Annotated in this window: 26 protein-coding genes and 1 pseudogene; 8 read left to right on the top strand and 19 right to left on the bottom strand. The window is 44.7% G+C overall.

All coding sequences use genetic code 11. The features are described 5' to 3' along the window. Positions 1-3: 3 nt before the first annotated feature. Positions 4-1,203: pseudogene (locus KTQ90_RS02730) on the top strand (ArdC family protein); the annotation flags it as partial. 116 nt (positions 1,204-1,319) lie between these two features. On the opposite strand, the gene KTQ90_RS02725 reads toward KTQ90_RS02730, so the two are convergent. From KTQ90_RS02725 to KTQ90_RS02710, 4 genes are read right to left on the bottom strand one after another with little or no spacing between them, the layout of a single operon-like run. Further along, entirely contained in the window at positions 1,320-1,601 is a 282-nt protein-coding gene (locus KTQ90_RS02725) for a hypothetical protein (protein ID WP_153136894.1), read from the bottom strand. Beyond that, positions 1,598-1,969 (bottom strand): hypothetical protein, encoded by a 372-nt coding sequence (locus KTQ90_RS02720; protein ID WP_022121730.1) that lies wholly within the window; start codon positions 1,967-1,969, stop codon positions 1,598-1,600. The genes KTQ90_RS02725 and KTQ90_RS02720 overlap by 4 nt, the downstream gene beginning before the upstream one ends. A gap of 52 nt (positions 1,970-2,021) precedes the next feature. After that, on the bottom strand, positions 2,022-2,396 hold the full coding sequence (locus KTQ90_RS02715; protein WP_010537185.1) for a DUF2958 domain-containing protein: 375 nt from the start codon (positions 2,394-2,396) through the stop codon (positions 2,022-2,024). Between the two features lie 7 nt (positions 2,397-2,403). Continuing rightward, on the bottom strand, positions 2,404-2,706 hold the full coding sequence (locus KTQ90_RS02710) for a hypothetical protein (protein WP_022121729.1): 303 nt from the start codon (positions 2,704-2,706) through the stop codon (positions 2,404-2,406). 559 nt (positions 2,707-3,265) lie between these two features. Here KTQ90_RS02710 and KTQ90_RS02705 point away from each other — a divergent pair. Genes KTQ90_RS02705 through KTQ90_RS02690 form a run of 4 tightly spaced genes read left to right on the top strand, consistent with a single transcriptional unit; the run spans position 3,266 to position 6,269 of the window. Then, the gene (locus KTQ90_RS02705; protein WP_022121728.1) at positions 3,266-4,285 is read left to right on the top strand and encodes a type IV toxin-antitoxin system AbiEi family antitoxin; all 1,020 of its coding nucleotides are present in this window, start codon (positions 3,266-3,268) and stop codon (positions 4,283-4,285) included. After that, entirely contained in the window at positions 4,263-5,114 is an 852-nt protein-coding gene (locus KTQ90_RS02700) for a nucleotidyl transferase AbiEii/AbiGii toxin family protein (protein ID WP_153136897.1), read from the top strand. The genes KTQ90_RS02705 and KTQ90_RS02700 overlap by 23 nt, the downstream gene beginning before the upstream one ends. Continuing rightward, entirely contained in the window at positions 5,114-5,752 is a 639-nt protein-coding gene (locus KTQ90_RS02695) for a PP2C family protein-serine/threonine phosphatase (RefSeq protein WP_194257123.1), read from the top strand. The genes KTQ90_RS02700 and KTQ90_RS02695 overlap by 1 nt, the downstream gene beginning before the upstream one ends. Before the next feature lie 13 nt (positions 5,753-5,765). Then, positions 5,766-6,269 (top strand): hypothetical protein, encoded by a 504-nt coding sequence (locus KTQ90_RS02690; RefSeq protein ID WP_153136902.1) that lies wholly within the window; start codon positions 5,766-5,768, stop codon positions 6,267-6,269. A 94-nt stretch (positions 6,270-6,363) separates the two neighbouring features. On the opposite strand, the gene KTQ90_RS02685 is transcribed toward KTQ90_RS02690, so the two are convergent. The 7 genes from KTQ90_RS02685 to KTQ90_RS02655 all read right to left on the bottom strand — a co-directional run bounded on the left by KTQ90_RS02685 (position 6,364) and on the right by KTQ90_RS02655 (position 12,942). Then, a complete protein-coding gene (locus tag KTQ90_RS02685; protein ID WP_153136904.1) occupies positions 6,364-7,767 on the bottom strand; it encodes an OmpA family protein in 1,404 nt (467 codons plus the stop codon). Positions 7,768-7,796: 29 nt separating this feature from the next. After that, positions 7,797-9,263 carry a MobV family relaxase gene (gene mobV / locus KTQ90_RS02680; RefSeq protein WP_217317124.1) on the bottom strand — a complete coding sequence of 489 codons (1,467 nt, stop codon included), beginning with the start codon at positions 9,261-9,263 and terminating at the stop codon, positions 7,797-7,799. Between the two features lie 245 nt (positions 9,264-9,508). Continuing rightward, entirely contained in the window at positions 9,509-10,369 is an 861-nt protein-coding gene (locus KTQ90_RS02675; RefSeq protein ID WP_022121722.1) for a hypothetical protein, read from the bottom strand. A gap of 96 nt (positions 10,370-10,465) precedes the next feature. After that, on the bottom strand, positions 10,466-10,807 hold the full coding sequence (locus KTQ90_RS02670; protein ID WP_143033325.1) for a hypothetical protein: 342 nt from the start codon (positions 10,805-10,807) through the stop codon (positions 10,466-10,468). A gap of 177 nt (positions 10,808-10,984) precedes the next feature. After that, a complete protein-coding gene (locus KTQ90_RS02665) occupies positions 10,985-11,344 on the bottom strand; it encodes a hypothetical protein (RefSeq protein ID WP_022121720.1) in 360 nt (119 codons plus the stop codon). A gap of 15 nt (positions 11,345-11,359) precedes the next feature. Further along, positions 11,360-11,806 (bottom strand): hypothetical protein, encoded by a 447-nt coding sequence (locus KTQ90_RS02660; protein WP_022121719.1) that lies wholly within the window; start codon positions 11,804-11,806, stop codon positions 11,360-11,362. Between the two features lie 11 nt (positions 11,807-11,817). Beyond that, on the bottom strand, positions 11,818-12,942 hold the full coding sequence (locus KTQ90_RS02655; protein ID WP_143033324.1) for a hypothetical protein: 1,125 nt from the start codon (positions 12,940-12,942) through the stop codon (positions 11,818-11,820). A 244-nt stretch (positions 12,943-13,186) separates the two neighbouring features. Between KTQ90_RS02655 and KTQ90_RS02650 the strand changes: the two genes are divergently transcribed. Together KTQ90_RS02650 and KTQ90_RS02645 are read left to right on the top strand one after the other, a co-directional pair. Further along, positions 13,187-13,822 (top strand): recombinase family protein, encoded by a 636-nt coding sequence (locus KTQ90_RS02650; protein ID WP_022121717.1) that lies wholly within the window; start codon positions 13,187-13,189, stop codon positions 13,820-13,822. A gap of 11 nt (positions 13,823-13,833) precedes the next feature. Beyond that, positions 13,834-14,412, top strand: coding sequence for a DUF6642 family protein (locus KTQ90_RS02645; protein ID WP_022121716.1), 579 nt, complete (start codon positions 13,834-13,836; stop codon positions 14,410-14,412). Between the two features lie 208 nt (positions 14,413-14,620). Here KTQ90_RS02645 and KTQ90_RS02640 read toward each other — a convergent pair whose 3' ends face one another. The 3 genes from KTQ90_RS02640 to KTQ90_RS02630 all read right to left on the bottom strand — a co-directional run bounded on the left by KTQ90_RS02640 (position 14,621) and on the right by KTQ90_RS02630 (position 17,086). Continuing rightward, positions 14,621-15,121 carry an SLOG family protein gene (locus KTQ90_RS02640; protein ID WP_022121714.1) on the bottom strand — a complete coding sequence of 167 codons (501 nt, stop codon included), beginning with the start codon at positions 15,119-15,121 and terminating at the stop codon, positions 14,621-14,623. 1 nt (position 15,122) lies between these two features. Continuing rightward, positions 15,123-15,701: a hypothetical protein gene (locus KTQ90_RS02635; RefSeq protein ID WP_022121713.1), complete on the bottom strand. Its 579-nt coding sequence runs from the start codon at positions 15,699-15,701 to the stop codon at positions 15,123-15,125. A gap of 1,001 nt (positions 15,702-16,702) precedes the next feature. Continuing rightward, a complete protein-coding gene (locus KTQ90_RS02630; protein WP_022121712.1) occupies positions 16,703-17,086 on the bottom strand; it encodes a single-stranded DNA-binding protein in 384 nt (127 codons plus the stop codon). A gap of 282 nt (positions 17,087-17,368) precedes the next feature. Here KTQ90_RS02630 and KTQ90_RS02625 point away from each other — a divergent pair, with 282 nt between their 5' ends. After that, entirely contained in the window at positions 17,369-17,548 is a 180-nt protein-coding gene (locus tag KTQ90_RS02625; protein ID WP_022121710.1) for a hypothetical protein, read from the top strand. 288 nt (positions 17,549-17,836) lie between these two features. On the opposite strand, the gene KTQ90_RS02620 is transcribed toward KTQ90_RS02625, so the two are convergent. The 5 genes from KTQ90_RS02620 to pta form a co-directional block, all read right to left on the bottom strand. Beyond that, positions 17,837-18,013, bottom strand: coding sequence for a hypothetical protein (locus KTQ90_RS02620; RefSeq protein WP_010537206.1), 177 nt, complete (start codon positions 18,011-18,013; stop codon positions 17,837-17,839). 4 nt (positions 18,014-18,017) lie between these two features. Next, entirely contained in the window at positions 18,018-18,272 is a 255-nt protein-coding gene (locus KTQ90_RS02615) for a DUF6926 domain-containing protein (protein ID WP_010537207.1), read from the bottom strand. Continuing rightward, a complete protein-coding gene (locus KTQ90_RS02610; protein ID WP_022121709.1) occupies positions 18,272-18,853 on the bottom strand; it encodes a hypothetical protein in 582 nt (193 codons plus the stop codon). Before KTQ90_RS02610 ends, KTQ90_RS02615 begins: the two co-directional genes overlap by 1 nt. 1,417 nt (positions 18,854-20,270) lie before the next feature. Further along, complete coding sequence (locus KTQ90_RS02605; protein ID WP_217317123.1) at positions 20,271-21,467, bottom strand: acetate kinase; 1,197 nt, start codon at positions 21,465-21,467, stop codon at positions 20,271-20,273. 26 nt (positions 21,468-21,493) lie between these two features. Beyond that, a complete protein-coding gene (gene pta, locus KTQ90_RS02600) occupies positions 21,494-22,501 on the bottom strand; it encodes a phosphate acetyltransferase (RefSeq protein WP_022158952.1) in 1,008 nt (335 codons plus the stop codon). Positions 22,502-22,513 lie beyond the last annotated feature (12 nt).

Here is a 22,513-nt window from a genome sequence, read left to right as displayed (position 1 = left end):
AGTATGGCATATTACAATAAGAGTCCACAGAATAATGGCGATGGAAAGAATGCTGAGGACAGAGCCTTGGACACCTTCGCCAACATGATGATAGAGAAAATCGAGTCGTTGGGAAGCAAGGACGGATGGCAAAAGCCTTGGTTTACGGAAGGTACATTGAGTTGGCCGAAGAACCTGTCTGGCAGGGAGTATAACGGCATGAATGCCTTGTTGCTCACCATGCTCTGCGAGAAGAAAGGCTACGAGTTGCCAGTGTTCTGCACCTTTAACCGTGCAGTGGGTTTGAACTATCAGACCGACAAGCAAGGTAACAAGAAGCAGATGGTGGATGCCAATGGCGAGCCGTTGCCCAAGGTTGGCATCAATAAGGGAGAGAAGAGTTTTCCCGTGATGCTGACAAGTTTCACCATTGTACACAAGGAGACAAAAGAAAAGATACCCTATGACGACTACAAGCGAATGAGTGCTGAGGAGCAGAAGGAGTATAATGTCTATCCGAAGTTGAATGTGTACCAAGTCTTCAATGTGGCACAGACCAATTTGAAGGAGGCAAGACCCGAACTGTATGCCAAGTTAGAAGCCGAGAACAAGCCAGAGAAAGCATTGGTGCAGGAAGGTGACATGTACTCGTTTCCTGCCGTAGATAAGATGTTCAAGGAACAGAAGTGGATTTGCCCCATCAACATCGAACACCAGGACAATGCGTTCTACTCCATTTCCCGCAACCAGATAACCATTCCTGAGAAGGCACAGTTTAAAGACGGTGAGTCGTGGTATGGAACAGCGTTTCATGAGATGGTTCACTCGACAGGAGCAGAAAATCAGTTGAACCGTTTGCATCCTCAATCGGGCTTTGGCTCAGATGAATATGCAAGGGAGGAACTTGTTGCAGAGTTGGGCAGTGCGTTGGTGTGTCAGAAGTATGGCATGACCAAGAATCTGAAGGAAGACAGTGCCGCCTATCTGAAATCGTGGCTCGGCAGTCTGAAGGAGTCGCCAAGTTTCATCAAGACCACCTTGATGGATGTGAAAAAGGCAACGTCCATTCTCACGCAGAGAATAGACGAAGTGTCTTTGGAAATGAAGGAGCAACAGAGTGAGGATGTTGCAGCTTCAGTATCGGAAGAAAACAAGGATGCGAAGGACATGAAGCAATCTGCATCATCAAATGATAATGAGCAGACTGATGTAGAAGAGGAAAAAGTCGCACGGTCTGCGTTCCGTCGGTAACGGGTCAATCTGTGGCAAACATGCAAAAATCCAAGATGCGCACATATATAATAATGTGTAGGCATCTTGGATTTTTCGTTTTGGGAGTTTTATTCTTCCTCCTCATCATCTTCTTCGGGTGATAGCCATTTCTGCCAATCTTTCTCATCGATGGTGAGGTCGTCCATTTCCCAATCATATGCGAGTTCGGGCATTGGGTCACGAGAGTAAGGAAAATGGATGGTATAGCCGATTTGTCCATAGGAGACATGGAGCTGAGTGACGCAAAGGTCTCTGCCGAAATAGCTTCGGGTGGTAAGGTATTTGCGCCAGTCGAAACGCTCATTGAGAATGTTTCGACATAGGCGGTAAAGATATTGTTCTATTGTCATACGGCTTGAAGTTCCAACTGTGAATAATATTGTCTGAATGCCTCATAAAGGTCAGCCATCATGACTTCGGCTTCCTCCATGTCTTTGACTATATCGGCAATGTGGTAAGGTGCGCCATTTTTGCCGTGACCGTCTGAGCCAATCCAAATGTACGCTTCCTCGTCAACATCAAAGTTCTCATAATACTCATGGATATTGTCGATGAAGGCTTCCATATCATTGTCTTCAAGTTCCACGCTGAAATTGAAATCTTGACCATAGGAAGTATATTTGGCGAAGTTTACATCTGTCTTGCCATTTTGTGGCTCGGAGAAATCAACGCTCCATCCTAATATTTCGGCTATCTCCGTTATCTTTTGCTGTATCATATATTTTGATTTTTAGCAGCCATAGGCAAGAAGCCTACGGCTGATGAATGGTTTAAACTTCTTCCCTGTCATACATGTCAGACAGAAACGACTGCAATCTCTCGTCGGGAATGTTTCCGATTGGGCAAGGCTTGAAGCTCTTGTCCTGCAATATCGGTATCTTGGGAAGGTTATGTCCGACATCCACGCTGATACTTTCCATTTCCTTGATGGAAGCATAGCCATATTCTGTATCGGCAAGACCGACAACGATAGAGAACAGCGTGAAGTCATTGCCTTCCGGCTGACCTTCCAATACATACCAACGGACTTTGCCGATGAAGAAGACGCATTGGCAAATGGCATCCTTCTTCTTGCCGTCCTGTGAATAAAGCGGATATTGCTTGAACTGTTCCGCCAACTGTGGTGTAATCAATCTGCTTGTCATAACTGCATTATTTATTGGGTGAATACTCTGATGAAGATGGATAGTAGAGCTGCTGCTCACGCAAGGCTTCAATGGCTGCATGTGCCAAAGTGCAAGCCCATTCATTGCGAAGGTCATAATAGCCCTTCTGATAGTTTATTGCCAACTGCTCCATGAAAGCCATCATCACCTTGAACTTCTCGTTTACAAGAAAGCGGTGGTCATTGGCAAACTCTGCACCCACCTTGGATGCGGAACACATCTTGCCGTTCACGAAGCGTGAAAACTCATTGGCAAACTCCTTGTCTCTTTCGTTAATCATATCATTCATATCTGTTCGGATTAAATTGTGAAACTTCTTTTTCTTCCCTATTATAGAAGCCTTTACGACTTCATCAAAGGAATTGATTTTACGTGCAATCAAGAGTTCAGGCATGGAGACAGACAAGACAAGGAATTGGATGATTATTTCATTGGAATACCCCAATCTTTGATTGGCGGAAGGCTGCTAAGGAAATAACCAGCCAATAGCAAGGCGATACTTGACGGTCTGGTGGGCTGAACTAAATTTGCTAAGGAAAAACAAGGGAGGATGAAGGGGGTTGGGAGATGTGTAGTGACTAAAACTGGTAAGATTACCGCTTTTTGATAATAGAGAGATCTGTTAGAACCGGCATATACAGTTCGAGCATTCCCGTTTTTTGTCATTTGTGTCACTTTTCGGGAATTGTATTTCTGAAAATATCCCTGTTCAATCTTCGCACTATGTTAAATAGTATTGAACAAGATGAAATATTGAACAAAAAGTTCGTTCGTTTAAGTTTTGTTCATTATCTTTGCAACGTTCAATCAAATTGAACACAACTGATATATTGAACAAATAACATAAAATGATGGCAAACAATATCATAATAAACCAAGCATTGGATGCTCTTAGAGCAAGCCTTCCTATGGGGGATGTTGTGTCAACAACAGCCGTCAAAGTAAATTGTACCAATGAAAATGATGTCACTGTTAAGATAATGAATATAGATTTTGTGTGTCATGTAAGGGAAAACATAACCAAGGCCACATTAAATCCGACATTAGCGACTATGCAAACGATGAACAATGACAAGCAGCAAATCTTGCTTGTTACGCAATACGTCACGCCGCAGGTATCAACAGAATTGGCAAACAGAGGTATCAACTATCTGGACTGTGCAGGAAACTGCCTTGTCAGATATACAAAGGCAGGAAACTTGATTTTCCAAATATTTAATCAAGGAAGGAAAAATACAGAATCCAAGGTGAAAACCTATCCCGTGTTTCAAGATGCAGGATTGAAGGTCGTGTTTTATCTGTTGCAAGATGCAGACAATATAAAGAAGCCTTATCGAGAGATAAAAGAGCAAATTGGTGTATCTTTGGGAAGCGTAAAAAACGTTTTGGATGAACTTGCAAGACGTGGTTTTGTTTGTGACACTAAAAACGGGCGCATAATAAAAGACAAAAAACAACTGCTTGACTTATGGGTTAGCAATTACAATGAAGTATTGAAACCCAAATTGCTGGTAGGCGCAATGGCATTTCGAACAGAAGCGAATAAAAATGAGTGGAAAAACATAGCATTGCCAAAGGGCATGTCATGGGGAGGAGAACCTGCCGCAAACTTGACGGATGGCTACTTACAACCAGGAATTTTCGACATATACACGGAAATACCTGCAGCACATCTTATACGAACAGGTGTCGTCAAGCAAGATGCAAATGGGGAAATTCATCTGTACAACAAATTTTGGAATTGGGAAACAGACAACAGAACTGTTCCTGCTATATTAATCTATGCAGACTTGATGGGTAGTGGCAATAGTCGCTGCTTGGAGGCTGCGCAACGCATATTAAAGAATGAGCTTAAAGATTTCGAGTGAAAAGATAAACAATCCATTTCTTGTGGATTTGTTGGAGAAACTTACAGATAGCTTCCGTAGAATGGATCACGACTTCTTTATCATAGGAGCCACCGCTAGAGATATAGTCATGCAGCAGATGCTGAACACGTCATCACGTAGAAAGACAAGAGACTTGGATTTGGCTATAGCTGTTCCAAACTGGCAGGAATTTGACAAAATCAAAAATAGTTTGATTACGGATGGTTTCGAGAAGGACAAGGCAAAACACCAACGCTTCTATTATGGTGACTATGAGATAGATGTTGTTCCATACGGATATGTCGCCAAGGAAGATGACAACATCTATTGGCCACCCGAAGAAACAATTGCCATGTCCGTAAAAGGGTTTGACGAAGTGCTTTCTGATGCTATAACGGTTAGTATTGATGACAGATTCACTGTAAAGATAGCTTCTTTGCATGGATTATTCTTGCTGAAGTTCAATGCTTGGATGGACAGACATCTAACCACAAACAAGGATGCAGAGGATATGTCGTTCATATTGGACAACTACCTTATGGCAAACTTGGATCGAGAAGCGTATATGGAAGTGTATGATTGGGAAGATTTTGACGAATATGTAGCTGGTGGCTATTGGCTGGCAAACGATTTGGCAAAGTTATTGAACCGAGACCAACTTGTATATTATGCAGACAAAATTGACGAGGAATTGCAGTTGGAGGAGAGAAGCTATTTGATAAGCCAAACTCTCAATTCTCAATCGGGTTTGAATTATGACCAAGTAAGGAGAACATGGCAAGTCATTTCAGAAGTGTTTCGCTCTGCTACAGAAGAAAGGGATTTATAATGATAGATATAAATTATTGTAGTCAAAAAGGCTTATGTGATACAAACCAGGATTTTATCTTGTGCAAACAATTACAAGATGGGAGTTGCATCGCTATCCTTGCCGATGGTATGGGTGGCTTACAATATGGTGAGATCGCAGCTGCCACTGTTGCACAAAGTATTTATAAAATATTGGCAGAACATAATTCTGTGGATATAAGAGAGCTGTTAGTAAAGGCTTTTGAACAAGCAGACATTGCTGTTGCAGATAAATGCAAGGCTCTTTGTTGCAAAATGGGAGCAGCAGTTATCGTCTTATACATAAAAGATGATACTGCCTATTACGCATGGCAAGGAAATGTCCGTCTATATTACAAAAAAGAAAAAGGTATACATCAACTTACTGAAGACCACCAGAAGGAAGGTGATAATTGTACCTTTCTGACTCGTTGTGTGAATGGAAGAGGTTTCCGCAACCCTATATCCATTCAAGAAACGAAAATATCAGACATGGACTTGTTGTTTTTATGTACAGATGGATTTTATCAATCCAAGGATTGCATAGATTCTGTTATAGTAGAAAACAAATTGCCAAGTCGTATAGAATACTTGGAAGATGATGCATCCTGCATTCTCATACAGTTGCATAACCCTTGATAAGATAAGAGATATGGCAAAGAAGAAGCATAAAGGACATTACTGTAAGATTTGTGGTGAATACAAGTCGAACGAGTCATTTTCGGGGAAAGGTCATGTCCAACACATCTGTAAGGAGTGCATGGGTGAGATGAAGAAAAGCAACAAGAAGATTTTGGACTTGCCTTTCGGGGACAATGAGTTTGAGATTGTTGATGCCGATGAATATATCGATAATATTTTATATGGCAACAACGAAGAACGAGAAAACAAGACTTTCAAGAAACTCAGCCGTGAACAGAAAATGGTGTTGAAAGCGATAGTGCAAGATGAAGTTACGTTCTATTGGCAAGCCCATCGACAGATACCAGTAAATGACAAGTTAAAACAACTCAGAAGTTCTGTCAATACTGTAGTATATGAACAGTTGGACTTTGCCATAAAGGATGACACGATGTTCAAAGCTTATATACAAGAGCAAGTCATCACTGTCATAAACAAGATATTGCGACAGGAGAAAGAACAAAACAACCAATAGCAGAAAGAGCCCATTCATCACGAACGGACTCTTTCTTTTGATAATCATTGTTTTGCAGATTACCGCTTATCGTATGAATGATAGTAAAACACATTTACTGTGCAAATAGTCTGACAGCCGTATGACGGTTGACTGCAATTGGTGAATACTTATCAATACCGCCCTTACTTTTTGATATTATCATGGACTTGTCAATGCCTCTTGCCACAAGCTGTTGCGTGATATAATCCGCTCTTGACTTGCTGAGAGGATTGTTGATGCCATCGTTTCCTGTGGCACTGTCGGCAGCACCAACAACGGAAATTTTGAGATGATAAGCCTTTGCTACACGAGCAAGCTCATCCAAGTTTGCCATCTGTGAAACGTCAACCAACTGCGTGGTTCCAATCTTGAAAAAGAAGAACACTGGCGAACCGATGCACTTGGTTCCACCTGCCATTTCTGCAACGTATTTGTTCCAAGAAACAGAATCAGAAACGGAGAAACTATACTCCAGAGAGCGGCTTGTTTTTGGTTTTCCCATGCCATTCCAATCCTTGTGAGCCAATCTTGCACGGAGCGAGTTCAAACCGCTGTAGTCATTTTTCGGGTATATGCAATACTCCGTACTATCCGCATAATATGTCAGGCGGTCGGCATAGGCTTTCAGCAATCCTTCGATCTCCAAGATTTTTCTCATCTCAGCGATGACATTTGCATCCTCCGCATAAGCTTTGCTTAACTTTTGGTTGCGAGCCAACAATTCATTGGTGTAATCTGCCAGCCATTTGTTCTGGTTGATATAAGGAGCGGCATCTACAACCTTCTTCCAACCGACCTTTCCGATGTTGAAAGTCAGTCCGGCAGACAAGGTGAACAAATTGTCACCAAACTTATTGGATGCGCCCACGCCGTCATAGTCACGGAATGTGGTTGCACCACCCAATTCCATGTTGACTGCCAAACGCTTTGTTAAACGATATTGTCCAAGCACTCCATAGTTGATGACAAACGGACTCTTGCCGTTATCCTCGTTATGGATAATACCGCAACCAGCATACGGAATGAATCCCCATCTTTGTGTGGTGGCATGGTCTTTGACAAAACTATTGGTCACATTCCAAAGAAAATCCGCATGAACCATCTTGTAATCACGGACATTCTTGCTGGCATCCTTGAACTGAAAACCTTGGAAACTCAACCGCCCCCCAATCTCTGGCGTGAACCACTTTCCTGCCTTTATTGCCAGGGAAGGTTTCATCCTGTCGAACAAGTTTCCTTTACCATGCGGTTTTCCTACAAAAGCGGAAGTGCCACCCGATACACCAACGAACCAGTTGGAAGACCATGCAGAAGGAACTGCCACTTCTTTGAGGTATGTAGGCTCAATCTGTCGGAGCATATCCTCATTTATGCCAGACGGCACCAAATCATCCGTGCCATCATCCATAGTCTCTGCATTGACTTGCATTTGTCCGCATAGGCACAATGCCATCATAAATATTGCTTTTCTAATCATAAATTTCAATTTGTCGATTATTTTTTCTATTAACGCTTTCTACCCTTGCTGCCTTTCGGTCGCATCATCCTGTTTGCCATCGCAAGGCAGCGGTGCGCCCAACGCCTGTCATCCTCGTCATCGTTGCGCCCCCATTTCATGTCGTTGCTGCCACCGCCTCCGCCACCTTGTCCTTCGGCAAAAGTCGTGGCTTGGTCGATGTAGCCAAGATATAATAATGTGGCACAATGCAGAACTTCTGCGGTGTGCTCGGCTATGGTTTCCAATGGCGAACCGTCAAATGCTACTTTGATTTCAGGTGGCAACGATGCCATCTTGGAACGGTAGTCAGTGACCATGCTTTCCAACATAGCTGTCTTGATAAGTGTGCCAGCACCAGTCTGAGCTTCACGAGAGAACTGCATGGCATCCTGTCGAAGCGTCTCTGTCCGCTCCTTGACAAACTCCATGTCCTTGTTCAACTCATCCAACTGCCGGTCAGCTACAGCGAGCTTGTCTTTCTTGTCAGCCAGTTTCTCATCAACGGAAGCCAACTCATTTTGTAATTTTTCCAACTTCTGCGACAGGATGGAACTATCTCCTTCCTTGTTGGCAATCTGCATCTTCAACTTGTCAATCTCCAACATCTTCTGATGTTTCTCTTCTTCCAGATGTTCCACCATAGAAGAGAGACCTTTCACACGACGTTCTGCCAGTGCTATTTCCACCCGAAGGTCGCTTACAGCTTTGTTAAGGTTTTCCAGCTCCTCTTCCTTTGAAGAACATTCCTCAGACAGGTGTTTACGGTATTCCTCCGTAGGTCTGTGTCGTTGCCGAGTCTCCGTTTGGCTCGTTCCACGCACCAGTCCCCAAGGCTCATTGACCATCGCCAACTCGTCATGAAGTTTCGATGTACGTTGACTATATTCCCGATTGTTGGCACCTGCGAAGATTTCTTTGAAGGCAAACTTGCCGTCCTTGATTGGCAAAAGAACGCAATGGATGTGTGGTGAAGTCTCGTCCAAGTGTACATAGAAGGCAACGATATTCTCCTCACCATACTTTCCTGCGACAAAATTATAAATGTCCGTCGCCCATTGCTCAATCTCAGGCATACGCTTGACGGCATAATTTTCCTTGTTGTCACCAGGCTTAAATACAACCTTTTGTTCACCGAAGGCAAGTTCTCGCATCTTCCACAGTGAACCGCTAAAAATGAAATCCGCTACAGTTCTGAAGCGTGGCTCTGCCAACCCCTCATTCTTGTCTTTGATGCCACGAGCTGCCAAGTTCTCAGCCATCAACTGTGGAATAGACTTACTCTTGTCGATAGGTGCTATCTTTCCTCCCTTGGAAATCTGGAAGTTCAGATGCTGTCTACCGAGGTCATAGTTGCCTTTTGCAATAGCCACCTGCCATGCCCTGTCGCTCCAGTTGCGTTGGTATTCACGGCTGAGAGCGGCGGCGCATCCCTTACGTCCCCTGACGTTCAAAACCTGCTTTGCTATTCTTTCCATATCTCTGATATGCTTATATGTGTCAGTAAAAACAGTGTCCCAGCTTGCTGCCTTGGCGGACACTCTCCCGAAGACTGATAGGTCGTAGGGGTAATGAGTTACCACACTCCCTAAATTCGTGAACAGCGGGCAAGCCCGATGCGCTAAAAAAGGCAAGCCACGATGAGTGCGATATGCCAGTACCGAACCGTGAGGTCTTAAAAGGAGAATGTCCGTAAGGCAGCTATAATGGAACAGAATGAACTCTACTTATGGTTGTCCGCCTTGGCGGTTACAACTGGCTTAGCAGCTGTCTCAACTGTTGAGGTAGGACAGCAAACCTTATAAGCGGAACACAGGGATTGGAAAAGGCTCATGTCTTCAGCTGTGTTCAATTTGACGGAAGCAGCCTTTCCATGACTGGCGATGTCGGGCAGTTCCTTTATCAGAAGGAACAACTGGAGCCAGTCTCGATTGAGGACATGAGCAAAGAAGTTAAAGATTGCTTTACACAACTGGTGTTTGCTGCGTTCTTTCTCACCTATGAGTGAGATGCTATCCACGAGTCTGCCAATCATACAAGTGGCAATATCATCAGATGAAAGTTGGTTGTCAGATGATGTAGAAGCAGAGTTGTTTTCTTGCGATAATGCTACCGCACCCTTTATAATCTGCCTACATACAACGGCTGTCTCTTCTGTGGTGGAAGTGCCATTGAACCAACTGTCCATTGTGAAACGGATGATTGGTTCCAATATGTTATTTCGCATTGTTGGAACGTTACCGTCCTTCATGCCAATCATCGTGATGATGGTGTATTTCGTTTCAAACTCCTTGCAGTGTATCAGCCCATGTTCCGTTAATTTTTCGAGGAACTGACGCACGGTGGCACGATGCCAATGCCAGTCCTCCGCAAGTTGAGTTTTGGTTGTGATAAACTGAAAATCTTTCAATTCGTCTGCCACTTCCTTGCTTACGGCTTTCGGCATGTAGTGCTCACAAGCCTTGTCCAGCAGATAGCAGAACGCTTCGTGTTTGGAATACCGCTCGTTATGTCGGTCCTGGAGAGATGCCAGGAAGCCGACAGAGAGACTTACCTTTATATTTTCCTTTGGTATATGTTTCATTGAAAATGTCTTGTTGATATTGTGAAATAATGATTCTCATTTTAGACTGAGTGTTGTAGAATGTGCCAGTACCAAGTGGCATTTTCCAAGAATGGACTAAAAGTAGAAGTTTACGATGTCCTCATGACATTGCGCCAAGTGTCTGCCACTGTCAGGACACTGTGCCTTGAAGATGACCTTTGAGGACGGATAGTAGATGGATGCCACCAAGAGCAAGCCTACCATCACCCCCAATGTGTACAAATGGGGAGTGAACATGAACACCAATGAGGCTGTAAAAGCGATGGCACGTGATTTTCTGTTGTCATGCAACCTATGCAGCAGATTGTCTGCATAAGAGAACTTGAACAGCAACAATGCCAACAGTGCCGTTACATGAGCACCAATCTCGTTGGGCTGTACTTGATATGCCACGAAACTGAACATCAATATTGCCATCAGCAACAGCAATGTGTACAGTTTTCGAAAATTATGCGAAAACACCATGCGGAGATAAAATCCCTGCATCATCCGATTGTTCTTCCTGTAGCACATCGTTGATGCCAAGAGAAGAAACATAGGGAAGAAAAGAAAGATAATCTTGAATATCATAGATCAAATTGTAATGTAAAACGGTCAATAACCTTCGAATAGCTCCAACTCAATAATTCCATAGGTGACTTCCATGAAAAGTCGCTCGACATCCGCCATTGTCAAAGCATTTGAAGCAAGGCGTTTCTTGAAACCAGCATCCTTTCTCATAAGAATCTTGGCACTTCGGTCAATGTCAAGCAGGGGAATATGCCACTCTTGCCCACGGACATAATCATTGTTGGAATGACAGGCCCGAAGGGTAATACACCGACAGCAGACGGTCAGCACCATGCCATGCCGTGAAACTGCGGTGTCTTTCCAATGGAACGAACTGCCAACGTCTATCCATGTGTGGCATTTGTGGATGATGTCCACGATGTTCTGAAGCTGCATGTCGCTCATAAATGGAACGTAATGTCACATGAAACACATCAGCATGTCCGCCTTGTCACGCTTGTACTTGAAGAAGCCTGTCCTCGCTTGCAGTTCCATTTCGTGGCACAAGTCACCGTACATGAACTCCAAGGACTCATAGATTGTCACCATGACGGAGTGGACATTTCCATTGGCATCCGTACTGGCATTCATCTTGTACATCCGCCCGAAATTAGGGTTGGAGAAGGCACAGCAGAACTGTCCGAACTCTGTATGTATGGAAGTCACCTTGTGGTAAAGGATGACCAGTTCCATCTGGTCTTCGAACAGGTTCATCACCTCTTCGAGAGGACAAGGCTTTTCCAATTTGAAGTCAAGCAGGACATAGCCGTCTTCATAGACTGGCTGTTCCATGCGCTCCTGGTTGATAAGCTCTGGCAACTGCAATGGTGCAAGTGCCAGGAAGTCGTTGAGAAATTTATGCAGCATAACTATTGTGTTTATAATGAAGAAATGTATAGCTTGATGAACATATCTGGTAACCCGTCTGTCATATTCTTGTCCATCTGCAAGGAACGGCTAAGACAGGCGATTGTGCCTAAGGCATCTATTGACAGTTGCACCAAATCCTTTCGCTGATTCTCTGAAAGCATCGCCATTCCGAAGTCATCAATGGACAGGAATGGTTGCAGTATCATCCAAAAATAGGCAGTCCGTTGTTCAGCGGAAGTAACCTTTCCACTCTTAATATCAGCAACGCAAGTCTGCGCATTGGCGATGATTCTTCGATTGGTACGAACCGCCATATATGCCACGGCATCCCTTGCCGGTAAGTTTCCTTTCCTTGAAGATTGAGCAATCATCTTGCACACATCTTCTGTTCCACTTGTTATATGCGAAACCGACACGTCGCTCATCTCGTATAGATGAGATAGAAATGTCCTGAACAGCCTATCCTCCGTTTTCAGAAAGGCGAGGAACTGTGATTGGTTGGCAATGCCTTCCTTCTTCACCTTCTCCAAGAAGAAATGATAGGTGGTCAAGATCCTTGTCTTGTCACCTTTATTATATAATGGTATGGTGTCCATACTCTCAAAAAACTTTGAAGCCACCAAGGAAAGGCTGTCCGTTTCCTTCTTACTTTTATAAGGGGAGGCGTTCATCTTCAACAGGAGCACATCCTTAAATGTCCTTCGCTTGGCGGTAGCTATGCGCATAAACTCGTCACGGATGGAGTCATGGACATTGGAAAATTCTTCCATCGGAAACGAATGTGCCTTTTTGATGGTGTCTCGCATCAGACAAACAGAAACCGAGTCTTCTAAAGTACGCCATTTGGATATTTTGTCGGCAAGGTGTTCCATAGACAAATCCTTGTCTGATTTCATCCTTGAAAGGAACTCCTTTTGCGCATCCAATGCCTCCCTTGCATCATGGAAAGATGATTCACTGGCATTTTTTGAACAGGATGCCAGCAAAAGAATGGCAAGTATGATGGCAGACAACATGGACATATGCTTTCTACCTTCAAAGTATGATATGCGAAAACTTGAAGTGCAAGATTGTTTGCACTTCACCCTCAATCGGCTTTTTGCCGCAGATATGATAATATTTATACTTTCCATTTCGGACTTTGTTTGAAATTTGCAGTGCGAATTTACGACTATTTATCGGGTATTCATTCAAACTAAATCAAACTTTATGTTTTATTTTCATTCATACTTTATAGCATGATATGAAATGATAATATATCCAAGAAAGTGCAGTACATCAATCTTTAATTAACTATAATAATTATCAGAGTATGATTATACTTTGATGGAATATAAGTATCTTTGTCGGCAAATTACAAATCAGTGTATAATAGCTATGGCAAAAGTAGGTTACATATTTAACTCGGAGCAGTATGACACATTCACCTTTGACCGGGCTTGGATGGAGAAGTATGGCTGCTGCCGTATCATAGAAGATAGTGCAAGCCAAGAGAAGACACGCCCGGAATGGAAGCAGCTCATGGATTGTCTGGAACGAGGTGACGAACTGGTCATCTCGAAGTTCAGTAATGCGCTGCGTGGTGTTCGGGAATTAGCGATGTTCCTGGAGTTTTGCAGGGTGAAGGTGATAAGGATAATATCCATTCAGGATAAGATTGACTCAAAGGGGGAGTTGTTTCCAAGTACATCAATCGCCGATGTGCTTTTCATGTTCGGTTCGTTGTCCGAAGAGATAGTTGCCTTGCGCAAGGCTGCTACCCATGTGGAATATATAAAGTCGGGTATCAAACCTGCCAAGAGTTCAACTCCAAAGAAAGGCATTGACCGTGAGAGGAATATCGTCAATATGTATAACAACAACTACACTATCGATGACATCTGGAAGGTCAGCGGCTTCAGGAGCCGCAGCTCGGTGTTCCGCATACTCAACAAGTATGGGGTGAAGCTGAACCGTGGAAAATTCAGCGGACCGCTCGGCAAGAGGAAGCCAAAGAATGAAAGTGAAATATAAAAGGTGATTTTATGAAGAATATACTTTGTTTTGAGGGAGAATGGAAATTCAATACCCACAAAAAGCCTGAACGCTTTGATTTGAATAGCGAGCCTATTCTTAGAATGTTGAAAGAATATCATAAATGCGATGCTATTTATAGGCACATTTTGACAAAAGAGGATTTGAAACTCTACATAGAGTATTTCAACAGGAACAAACGTGAATGGAATAAAATAGACATTGTTTATATAGCTTGTCATGGTTGGTTTCATTCTATAAGTTTAGAGGGAGAGAATGGAAATGTTGATTTACAAGAATTGGCAGATATAGCCGGGGATTTCTTCCGTGATAAAATAGTTCACTTTAGTTGCTGTAAAACACTCGCTAACACCTCTGAAGTTGAGCACTTCAAGTCTATTACAGGCGCAAAATTGGTATGCGGATATAAGAAGAGCATAGATGCAATGAAATCAGCCATAGCTGACACGGCTTTACTGAATGAATTGATAACAAGCAACAAGCCAGGCAATATCAAAAATATTACCATTAGTAAGTTCCGCAAAACATACAAAACCTTATTGAACGAATTAGATTTTTGTGCAATATAGATAAATGATGAGCCATACTGCAACTGATGCTTGCAGTATGGCTTGCCCATAATACTTGGCAGATAAGGCAATTCCTTATCTGTCTCTTCTGAAATCATTCCGTTTGTCTCCGTGAAAAAGGCTTTTAAGCGTTCCGCCTAAAGCCTTGAACACGAAGAACACCACGAACAAAGATACGATGTCGTCCATACGCTATAGTTTTCGTTTGTTATACTTGTGACTTGTACAGATTGATGATGTCCATCCCCATCGACTTGGCTTTTCGGCAAGTGTAGAACGTGCCACCCTTGGGCTTGCCGTCGAAGAAAGCAATCAGTCCGCACGAATGAGAAAGCATATAATCATTTCGTCTGAGCAAGCATCCATTGAAATAGTACTTACTCAAAAGGATAGCATCGTCCGCTTTGTCAAGAATATCCCAATAGCGGTCTTGCTCCCTTGCGCTCCACCTCTCGTTCTGACCGTCATAGGGAATGACGGCAATAAGTTTCAGATTGGGAAGTTCCACTTTCAATGAAATCACCTCCTCGGCTGCCAACATATCGAAACCGAGTGCCATGCCACAATAGAAATTGGTGATGCCCATAGCATAGAGCAGCCTTATCTTGCCCCTCAGTTTCTTCCTTATCTCGTCCTTGCGGTCTTCCGCTATCGTGCGATGTCCCGAAAAAGCCACGGAATTGGCTTTGATGTACTTTGTCTTATCCATATCACTTTGCATATTTATAGTGTGTGCGTCCCAAGAAAAGACCGCCTAATACGTTTCCGCCAAACATTTCCAACTGATTGGCAAAAATGGCATAGCTTGCGCCGGTCGTTACCACATCATCAAAAACATAGATGTCCTTGCCTTTGAAGTAGGCTTCATCAAACTCAATCACTTGTGTCTTAGTGATGCTCTTTTCCTTGTCATGGCGGTGCTCGTGTACTGCCAAGCGGTCGCCTGAAACGGATATGTGCGAATAGCCGTTGATGATGCCGCAAAGCTCGCTCACACGATTACAGAAAGCCATGTATCGACTCTCGTTCTTGGCTTGGGTGCTGGCTGGCACACATACAAACACGATGTCCTTTATCTTCTCACCACAAACTTTGATAAGATGTGCTGCGGTCATTTGCGCCACCTTCTCAAAAGCGTTGTCCCTTGCATCCTTGAACGCCCAAATCAGTTGGCGTGCAGCCACTGCGTCCTCGCCCACATTGCGAACCCTCACAGGAAAATACTTCAAGAAGAAATCCATCCTCTTGCTCAGCTGTCTCTTGGTGTTGTCGTCTATCATTCTTGCCATAGTCGGAAAATTATTTGCGTTAAACTCGATTATTTATTTTCCCTATTTTCGGAAGCCTTTCGGCTTGCCCAAGGGATATTTTTCCGCCACGCAAAGGAGTTGGAAGGCAAAAAGACAAATCGGAAGCGAAAAATACGCTCTATATGCAAGGCACATAGAGGAAGATTTTTTGAAAAGCATCCATGAGGCCCAATTTGGCATTTGCCATGCAACTGGTACCTTTGCGGAAAATATCCGAAGCGGCAAAGACGATGGACGAAATGAAATGGCTATAAGTGCTACTACATAAGATTACAACTAGAAAAGGGTGGGTGTGGAACTGCGCCATTGGTGCAATTCCGCAAGGGAGGGACGAAGTGCTATAAAGAGAGAATGGCTTGCCGATTATAACAGAAGGACGGAACAAAGATGCGGCAGGAGTAATTGGGAAACTCTCTTGGCATCCATGCCGAGTGTGTTTCCGCTCCTGCCTTCATGCCATGTGGCTTATTGCAGTAGCGACAGTTGGTCGCCACAGTCAAGGAGCCTTTTGGCATAAAATCTTTGTGACGGCTATAAAAGGGTAAACCATGGATTATAAAAGGAAGACAAGAAGCGAATATAAAAGATATGGGTGGGAGTGAAACTGCGCAATAGCCAGACAAGCAACTTAACGAAAGGGATGGCATTGGTAGACAGCATGTAAGTGACGGTTGCGTTACGGATGCCGTTCGCCAATGCCATTCTGTTCGTGCTTGTCCTTCGGCAAATGGTCATTCTTCATCTTTCGGGATCTTACTCCCGATAAATAAAGAATGTCGCTTTGACGAACTGTTGGTGCGGTTTCGCAGATGGGTGGGGAAAAGTAATAAAAAGGGAAGACGGCTTGACGCTTATAATAGCAGTACGCATGCGGTTATAAGAGTAAACTTGCTAATAGTGGCTATAAAAGTAAACATGGTTGTATGAGCAAAACAAAAGCGACCGAAGCCGCTTTGTTTATTGGAGAGAATGAAGAAATCCTATTTCTTGCCTTTCTTGGTAGGCTTTTCAGGCTCTGCCGCTGGAGCTTCCTCCTTGTCTGGTGTAGGATAGAACTTGTTTGCGATGAAGACGATGCGGTTGTGCTTGGTGCCTTGCTGATCAACCCACTCGTCTGGCTTGAAGTAGCCCTCGACGGTGAGCATGGTTCCCTTCTGCAGCTTGTCGAAAGAATCAACATGCTCGTTCTTGCGCCATGCCTCCATGTTCATGAAAGCTGATACTCTGTTGGTTTCCTCACCATTCTTCTCCTGACGGCTGACTGCCAATGAGAAACGTGCTACAGAAGCGTTGGTGAACTGACGGATTTCTGCGTTGTTGCCTACGAATCCTGTTACAACGAAAGTGTTCTCGATCTTTTTCATATTGAATTACTTTTTGAAGTGAAACTTAATTTTTACATGCAATCCAAGAGCAGGGATGTGGCACATGAGGGCAGCACCATGAAAATCGACTATAATACTCGTTTTCTGTTGGCGGTGAGGAGAAAAAGGAAGATTATCGGCTATTTTATTGGTCACAGCGAAGCGACCGCACAAGACGGATTCCATCTGTCGAAGCATCACGCTACCTTTGCATAGGAAAAATAGTGGCTTCAAAAAATCGGTAATTCAAAAAAGGACGCAAGAATACCGTAACAGCATCGTATGGCTCAATCATTTGCAGTAACCATCACCAATGCAAAACACGTTTCCATGTCGTGTGCCGTCATAAACAATGGTAAACCAACAGGCAATACACTTTTCTGCATGGAGGGTGGTCGCATGAGCATATTGACAAAGACAAGCAGAAGGAGAACCAGCTTCGAAGGCTACTCCTATTTGTAGAGGAAGGTAAGCATGAGCAACCAACTACAATCGCAATGCTGCAAACAAGATCCATCCTCAGACAAAAGGCTTCATTGCACGAAAAGCTCCAAGAAAGGCGTAGTCGCAGATTTTATCTCATACAAAGAGGCAGGTCGCCATTTGGCGAATACAACCATCAAAGCATAGCCATATAAAAGTTTATCGGCAAACGATGAAGGGAGTTTGCCGTTACATACAAAAGGGCTTTTACTGGCGGAAAGAAAAAAGATGCCTGGCGAGTATAACCTTCACCAAGCATCCTTTTCGTCAGTCATAGACAAGAACGTCATCACGTCTTTCTACAATTTCCTTGCCATTGCGCAATTTCACTACGATGTCCTCACCATAGTCTGCAACCACGAAACCTTCTGTGCGTCCTCTGTAGGGTATCAGCAGTGTGCAACTGCAACCGATAATGTCGGTCAATTCTTCGTATTCAAACATAGCTCTATAAAGTTTGTGGGTTCTCCGAATGATAAATCACCTTGCAATCCTCAACCTCGGCAGGTAGTCCAAAGGCAGGATAGTGTGAGAATGATGCGTTTCCATCTTGGCTGAGTGGAGAAACAATCTCCACTTGCCATTTCTGCATGAAGCCATCAACCATCTTGATGTCTTCATCACTCAATCCCGTAGGGTCGCCATTGATGATGTAGCATAATGCCCATGTGGGGATTTTCTCTATCGTCTCAAATCTTTCCATCAGTCAAACGTGAACTTGTTTATATAATAATAGGTGTCCTCGTTCTCATACTCATAGCCGTTGATGAAGTCCATCATTTCATCTTCGGTTCTGTCACCTTGCGAGATACCCATCTTCTCACACCACTTGGCAATAGCATCTTGGCAAGTGTTAAAGATATCCTCACAAGCATCCTCGAAAGGCTCACCCGAAGAACTCACACAGCATTCCTCTGGGAAGAAGCCTTGCTCGTCATGGACATAGAAAATGTCGCATCCACATTCTATCTCACGATAACTGACGGAAAGTTCTCCACCAAGAACTTTGTTCAATTCATCAAAGAACTCCTCACAGGCAGACCATGCACTTTCGGTGTCAAAGGACAACAAGCAGATGTCCTCGTCTGCCTCAAACTCTGCCCAATAGATATATCCTCTTACCGATATGCCCATCTTCTCATAGTCGATGCCATAGTGTTCCGCCAACTTGTAGAGATGTACGTTCTTGGTGTTCACCTCCATTGTTTGGAGCGTGTTCCAAAGGTCGGCTACCGCCTTGCGTTCGCCCATCACCTTGTACTGAGTGTCACAAATGTTTGCCATAAGTCTTCATTTTTTTATTCCCTAATTTTGCATCTGCAATTTCGGGATTGATTTAAATTTTGTTGCCTCAAAAGGTGTCTGTGCTTTTCCTGCAAGGTTCTCTGCTAAAATACAACCTGCAAGGTGGAGATTTTAGCAAGAGACCATAGGCACTGACCTTGCAAGGAATATGGGTACAGACATTACCTTTGCAACCAAATTTATCAAAGCCCAGAAATGGTGATGAAGATTCAGGTAACGGAGTAACAATTAGAAAAGTTGAGATATGAGGATAAAAAGAGACAAGAACGACTTGAAACAAGCGATTACAAGTGGAAAGTAACAGAAATCATACAAGAGTTCTTACTGGCGGAAAGAAAGAGAGCGACAACCCAATACTGCACATGGCACGATTGGGCTATCGCTCCGCAATTCGTTCAGTTCATCCAATCCATTAGTATATATATCCTAAGATGAATGAATTTATATTTGTGTATTGGCTTTGGTTGGTAGCCATAGACAAGTAACACATCTTTTTTCTTTCCGCCAGTAAAAATGGTTCTTGAAGTAAAAGTAACAGGGAAAATGGTTGTTGGGTAGCAAAATTTGTTGCACAAGATTTGTTTTTCATTTTGTTGGTTCTTTCTTGTCACCCAATAAAATGATGCTTACGTTTGAGTTTTCCTGTACCTGCTGATAATCAAGTAGGTAACAAATAAGAAATATCGTCTTTCAATGTACAACGCTGAAAGCCCCACGTAGATGTATAAGTATGTGATAGCCTTATACCACTACACACAAAAATATGCATAGCAATATGATGGGCATGAATACAATACATCCCTTGGGGCGTTTCCGTTGCTTTGTTTTTGACAGACATTTGGGAAGTTGCGAAGTTCACGAATCGTCAAAACAAAAGCGTCAGTAACGCCTTATTATGTATATATGTCAATACCGAAATCCGATCATTATGGTGTTGTGTTACAGCATCTTTGGATGATGAAATCAGATCATGACTTTGCAAATTTAATGATTTCTTTTAACAAAACAAATATAAATGGATATTTTTTTATTCACCAGTCTAATTTTTAACTTAGAATGTAATTCTTATTACAGATGCCAAATGTTATGATGGCTGTAAGATGAACTTATCTGCCTGGCAGATGGCTGGTAGATAACCCCGTTTTTAGAGTTGTCTGCCAGCCTTTATTGCGCTTATATAGAGTGGGTTAGGGCAGGTGCTGGGAGATATGGTAGATTTTTTCACCAACAGCATTTATATATAGTCATACGATACGAAATTTATATATAGTCATACGATACGAAAAACGGGGATGCACCCTATGCAGGTACATCCCCGTGTGTTTGGTTTATGCTTATGGCTTATGCCGTCGAAGCAGAGGCTGCGAAGCCATACGCCGCGGCAAAAGACTGCTGCTTACTTCTGAAGCAATGCCATAGTGTCCTTAGCAATCATCAGCTCCTCGTCGGTCGGGATAACGCAAACCGTTACCTTTGACTCCGGTTTAGAGATGATAGCCTCCTCGCCGCGCACCTTGTTAGCCTCTGCGTCCATTTCTACGCCGAGGAACTCAAGGCCCGAGCAAGCCTCAAGACGAGTGCCAATCTGGTTCTCGCCTACACCGGCTGTCCATACGATGATGTCAACGCCACCCATAGCGGCAGCGTAAGCGCCGATGTACTTCTTGATGCGGTAGTTGTACATCTTCAGAGCGAGCTGTGCGCGCTTGTTGCCCTCAGCGGCAGCGCTCTCTACCTCGCGCATGTCAGAAGAGATGCCGGTGATGCCGAGCACACCGCTCTCCTTGTTGAGGAAGTCTGCCATCTCCTGCGGCTTCTTGCCGAGCTTCTCCATGAGGAATGTAACGGCAGACGGGTCGATGTCGCCAGAACGGCTGCCCATCATCACGCCAGCGAGCGGAGTGAGACCCATAGAGGTGTCGACGCACTTGCCGAACTTAACGGCTGACACAGAAGCGCCGTTGCCGATGTGGCAGGTGATGATGCGTTGTGTCTTGATGTCGCGGCCAAGGAACTCGCACACGCGCTGCGATACGTAGCGGTGGCTGGTGCCGTGGAAGCCGTAGCGGCGTACGTGATACTTCTCGTAGAGCTCGTAAGGCACGGCGTAGAGGTAAGCGTAGTCGGGCATGGTGCTGTGGAATGCGTTGTCGAACACGCATACCTGCGGCACCTCCGGCATCAGCTTGTCTACGGCGCGCAAGCCCTTCAGGTGGCCTGCGTTGTGTACAGGAGCGAGGTCGCAGAGGCTCTCGATGCCGTCCTCTACCGACTTGTCGACGATGACGCTCTTCTCGAAGAGGTCGCCACCCTGCACGATGCGATGACCTACGGCGTCGATCTCGCTGAGCGACTTGATAGCGCCGAACTCAGGGTCGAGCAAGCACTGGAACACGAAGTTGACGCCTTCCTTATGGTCGGGCATGTCGTGCATGATCTTCTTCTTCTCGCCGTTAGGCAGAGTGATTTTGATGAATGCCTCATCAAGACCGATACGCTCAACGCCGCCTGCTGCCAGCACTGAGTTGTCGTCCATATTGTACAGCTTGTACTTGATTGAAGAGCTGCCACAATTAAGAACCAATATCTTCATTACTTTGAGTTTTGAGTTTTGAATTATTACTTAGCGTCCATTGCCTGGCAAGCTGTGATAGCCACCATGTAGTAGATGTCCTCTATAGAGCAACCGCGAGAAAGGTCGTTCACCGGACGAGCGATACCCTGGAGGATCGGACCGATGGCGAGGGCGTTGCCCAGGCGCTGAACGAGCTTGTAAGAGATGTTGCCCACCTCGAGGTTCGGCACAACGAGCACGTTAGCGTGACCTGCGATGAGAGAGCCCGGAGCCTTCTTCTCGCCTACAGCCGGCACGAGAGCAGCGTCTGCCTGCAGCTCGCCGTCGAGCTTCAGCTCAGGAGCCAGCTCGTGAGCGAGGCGTGTAGCCTCAACAACCTTGTCTACCACCTCGTGCTTTGCAGAGCCCTTTGTAGAGAAGCTCAGCATAGCCACACGCGGGTCCTGAATGCCAGCCACCGAGCGTGCTGTCTGCGCTGTACAAACAGCGATCTGAGCCAGCTGCTCTGCTGTCGGAACCGGTGTAACGGCTACGTCGCCCATCACGATGATGCCGTCGTCGCCGTACTGGTGCTCGTGGGTGAGCATGAGCATTGCGCCGCTCACGCATGTCACGCCGGGAGCGCACTTGATAATCTGCAGTGCAGGGCGCAGAGTGTCGCCCGTTGTGCTCAGCGCACCAGAGATCTGGCCGTCGGCACCCTCGGTCTTGATGATCATGCAGCCGAGGTAGAGCGGGTTCTTCACGAGTTCGCGAGCCTGCTCAATGGTCATGCCCTTCTTCTTGCGAAGCTCGGCGAGGAGCTCTGCATACTCCTCAGCCTTCGGGTTGTTCAACGGGTCTACGATGGTAGCCTTGTCGATGTTGTGAAGGTCCCACTTTGCAGCGAGAGTCTTCAGCTCGTCGGGGTTGCCGATGAGGATAAGGTCAGCCAGGTCGTCAGCGAGGACGCGGTCGGCAGCCTTCAGAGTGCGCTCCTCTGTTGCTTCAGGGAGCACGATGCGTTGTTTGTTGCTCTTTGCGCGAGCTACAATGTGTTCAAGTAAGTTCATATATCTATGATT

This window comes from Leyella stercorea, from assembly GCF_019052365.1.
Classification (GTDB): domain Bacteria; phylum Bacteroidota; class Bacteroidia; order Bacteroidales; family Bacteroidaceae; genus Prevotella.
This window is presented reverse-complemented; position numbering and strand designations above follow the sequence as displayed.